Below are 3,837 nucleotides of genomic sequence, written 5' to 3' on the forward strand. Positions count from 1 at the left end.
CGGAAGCGTTCCTCCGGCACAGGGGTATGCTACCTAAGATTGCCGCGGGTGCGACCCGCACCGGCACGGACGAGCAGTTCGCCTACTTCCAGCACGGCCCCTGCCCCAAGTTCCGGATCGCCCTGCCCCTCGCCAGGTCCTGGATGGCCACGAACTATGCAGACCAGAAGCGGGCCAACGCCGCCTGGAGAGAGCGCATCGAGGCTCTGGCCGCGGCACTGCATCTCCATCACGATCAATCCTGCACCGATACCTCCAGGCTCTTCTATCTTCCGCGGCGCCCGGCCGACGGCCCGGCACCAGAGACACGGATTCTCGAAGGGCAGCTCTGCGATATCTTTGCATTGCCCGAGGCGCCCCAGTCCGAAACTGCGGCCCGAAGGCGGGGCAAGCGAGAGAAGCCCAGCACCGGCCCGTTCGATTTCGGCCTTCCACCGCGAATCGAGTTCGCGGACCCCCATACGGGCGAGTGCTTCGATCTGACCTCCTGGGCCGCGGCTTCGGCCAGACACTTCCGGATCGTAGACGCCCTACGCTCCCGGATGCCCAGCATCTTCGTTGGGAAGGTGGCCGGCGGTGTGCGCCACCACATCATCTGCCCCAACGCAGACGCGCACTCGAAACCCGATCCGGACCTCGCAACCTTTGTCTGTAATCCCGGCGACGGCGGCGAGGCGGAAGGTTTCGTCATCCATTGTCGCCATGACCACTGCACCGACCGGGACAGGTTGCTTTTCCTCAAGCAGATGCTGGAGCAGCGCGCTCTTCTGCCGGACGACCTCGAGAATCCCGCCTTCCAGCCAACGGCGCCTCCGCCGAAGCCAGTCATCCGCGTTCACGGCGGCGATCTGCCTGAGGTGGTGCGCCAGGCCGAGGAAGCGCTCATTCGCCGACCCCATCGCGTTTATCAGCGCGGGTCCTTCCTGGTTCGCCCGGGCCTCATCCGGCTCAGCGTTGATGACGCCGACGCAGGCAGCAGCTTGCAGATCGTCCAGTTGGAAGATCACGCGCTTGCGGAGGCAATGACCGCCTGTGCTCGCTGGCAGCGCTACGATGCTCGTTCCAGGAAGTGGGTCGATATCGACGCACCGGCCCGGATTGCCGCAGTGTTGCAGCAGCGCCGGGGGCTTTGGCGGCTTCCGGTCCTGTCAGGCACGCTCTCGGCACCTACTCTCCGGCCCGACGGCTCGATCTTGGATCAGCGAGGCTATGACGCAGCCACTGGCCTCCTGCTGGCCCCACGCAAGACGGCCTTTCCCTCCGTCCCATCTCGACCCACCAAGGACGAGGCGAGGGCAGCCCTGGCGCGCATCGAGCAGCTTGTCTCCACCTTCCCCTTCGTGGACAAAGCCAGCCGGAGCGTCGCGCTCTCGGGCGTTCTGACGGCAAGCGTCCGCCGGTCGCTCCGGACCGCGCCACTTCATGGCTACACCGCCCCCGTGGCGGGATCCGGCAAGTCCATGCTGGTCGACCTATGCAGCATCATCTCAACGGGCCGTGCTGCCAGCGTCATCTCGCAGGGCCGGACCGAGGAGGAGTTGGAGAAGCGCCTCGGCGCGTTGCTGCTCGGCGGCGAGCACGTCATCGCGATCGACAACTGCGAGGCGGCTCTCGGTGGCGAATTCCTGTGCTCCCTGATCACCCAGGAGTTCGTGCGCTGCCGCATCCTCGGCAAATCCGAAGCCCCGGAGCTGCCCAGCAACAGCTTCGTCACCGCGACCGGCAACAACCTCACGCTGCTCGGCGACATGACCCGCCGCGCCATCCTCTGCCAGCTTGACCCTCAGGTGGAGCGGCCCGAGCTGCGTACCTTCGAGATCGACCCGCTCAAAGAGGCGCACCAACATCGGCCGGAGTTCCTGGTCGCGGCGCTCACCGTCCTCCGGGCCTATCACGTCGCCGGATACCCGGATGCTCCGGATCCGCTGGGCTCGTTCGAACGCTGGTCCACCTGGGTGCGAGGGGCGCTGCTCTGGCTCGAGCAGGCTGATCCCATCGACACGATGGAGACGGTTCGGGCACTTGATCCCAAGCTGGAATCCATCGCCGCCGTCCTCAGTGAATGGCGGACCCATCTAGGTGATCGCGAGGTAACGGTCCGGGAAATAATCGACTTCGCGTGCATGCCCCGAACGGCGCTCGGCGGATCGATCTACACACCGAAAATCGAGTTCGCCCATCCGGATTTCCGCGAGGCCCTCCTCGTCGTGGCCGGGGACAAGGGCGCCGTCAACGGCAAGCGGCTGGGTCGCTGGATTGGGCAACACGAAAAGAAGCGTGTCGAAGGCCTGCGCATCGCGCGCGCCAGGATCCTGAATGGGACGCAATTGTGGAAGCTTGAGGAGGGGTGAGAGGATGACAGAAATTCGGGAATCAAGTGCCTTAAGTGCCTTTAGTGGCTCACTCCCCAACCTCGCGTGGAAAGTGTCAGAAACATTCTTCAGGTCGGCGTGTGACACTATATGGAGGAGGGCTGGGGCAAAGGCACCTAAGGCACTTAAGGCACTTGAGGGCCGCGCGCGCGCCTCGCGGTGGACGGCGGCCTTCCCGCACTACAAAGGGCTCAGCACGGGAGGCCAAGCCCATGGGCGCGCCTAGCTTCGCTCCCACGGCCGAGCAGCGCCGCATGGCCCACGCCATGGCCGGCTATGGCGTGCCGCAGGACGACATCGCGCTGGTGATCGGCATCACGTCGCGCACGCTGCGCAAGCACTTCCGCCACGAGCTGGATGTCGCCGTGATCGAGGCCAACACGCGTGTCGCGCAGTGCCTGTTCAAGCAGGCCACCACGCCCGGCAACATCGGCGCCAGCATCTTCTGGCTTAAGGCGCGCGCCGGCTGGCGTGAGAAGCATCCCGAGCCTCCGGCGCCGCCCGTGCTCATGGAGGAGAGCCGGCCGATCGAGATCGTCATCGTCGATCCGGCCAATGGCACCCGCGAGACAGTTTCCTGGAACCGACCTGCTCTGGAGGACCGCACGCATGACGCCTGACACCGCTGCGACCCCGCCGATCTTTCCGGCTTACAACCGGGCGCGCGTCGACGACCTGATCCCCTATGCGCAGAACGCCCGCACCCACTCGCCGGCCCAGGTCGCCCAGATCGCCGCGTCCATCCGCGAGTTCGGCTTCACCAACCCCGTGCTGGTCGACGGGGACCGCGGCATCATCGCCGGCCACGGGCGGGTCATGGCCGCGCGACAGCTCGGGCTGGTCGAGGTGCCGACCATCGAGCTCAGCCACCTCACGCCCACGCAGCGCCGGGCCTACATCCTCGCCGACAACCGCCTGGCACTCTCCGCCGGCTGGGACGACGAGATGCTGCGACTGGAGCTGGGCGAGCTGCACAGCGAGGGCTTCGACCTGGCGCTCACCGGCTTCGGCGAGGACGAGCTGGCCAGGTTCCTCCTGGAGCCCACGGCTGGCCTGACCGACCCGGACGAGGTGCCCGCGCCGCCCGAGATCCCGGTGTCGCGCGCGGGTGATGTCTGGGTCCTCGGCCGGCACCGGATCATCTGCGGTGACGCCACCGATCCCGTGGTGGTCGAGGCGGTGCTCGCGGGCGTGCGGCCGCACCTGATGGTGACCGACCCGCCCTACGGCGTGAACTACGACCCGGCCTGGCGGAACCGCGCCGGCCTGTCCGACACCCATCGCACGGGGATCGTGGAGAACGATCACCGGGCCGACTGGCGCGAGGCCTGGGCCCTGTTCCCTGGCGACGTGGCCTATGTCTGGCACGGCGCGCTGCACGCCACCACGGTGGCGGACAGCCTGACCAGCTGCGGCTTCGACATCCGGGCCCAGATCGTCTGGGCCAAGGAGCGGCTGGTCATGG

The 3,837-nt window shown here is 66.9% G+C and carries 3 protein-coding genes; all 3 read left to right on the forward strand.

What is annotated here, in order from left to right:
* Window positions 1-2,351, forward strand: a 2,351-nt coding sequence (locus EJV46_RS07950; protein ID WP_206020748.1) for a hypothetical protein, incomplete at its 5' end; no start/stop codon positions are given.
* 233 nt (window positions 2,352-2,584) lie between these two features.
* Window positions 2,585-2,992, forward strand: coding sequence for a hypothetical protein (locus tag EJV46_RS07955; RefSeq protein ID WP_131548096.1), 408 nt, complete (start codon window positions 2,585-2,587; stop codon window positions 2,990-2,992).
* Window positions 2,982-3,837, forward strand: an 856-nt coding sequence (locus tag EJV46_RS07960; protein WP_131548097.1) for a ParB N-terminal domain-containing protein, incomplete at its 3' end; no start/stop codon positions are given. The genes EJV46_RS07955 and EJV46_RS07960, both read left to right, overlap by 11 nt.

The sequence above is a fragment of the Roseococcus sp. SYP-B2431 genome (assembly GCF_004336745.1).
GTDB lineage: Bacteria > Pseudomonadota > Alphaproteobacteria > Acetobacterales > Acetobacteraceae > Roseococcus.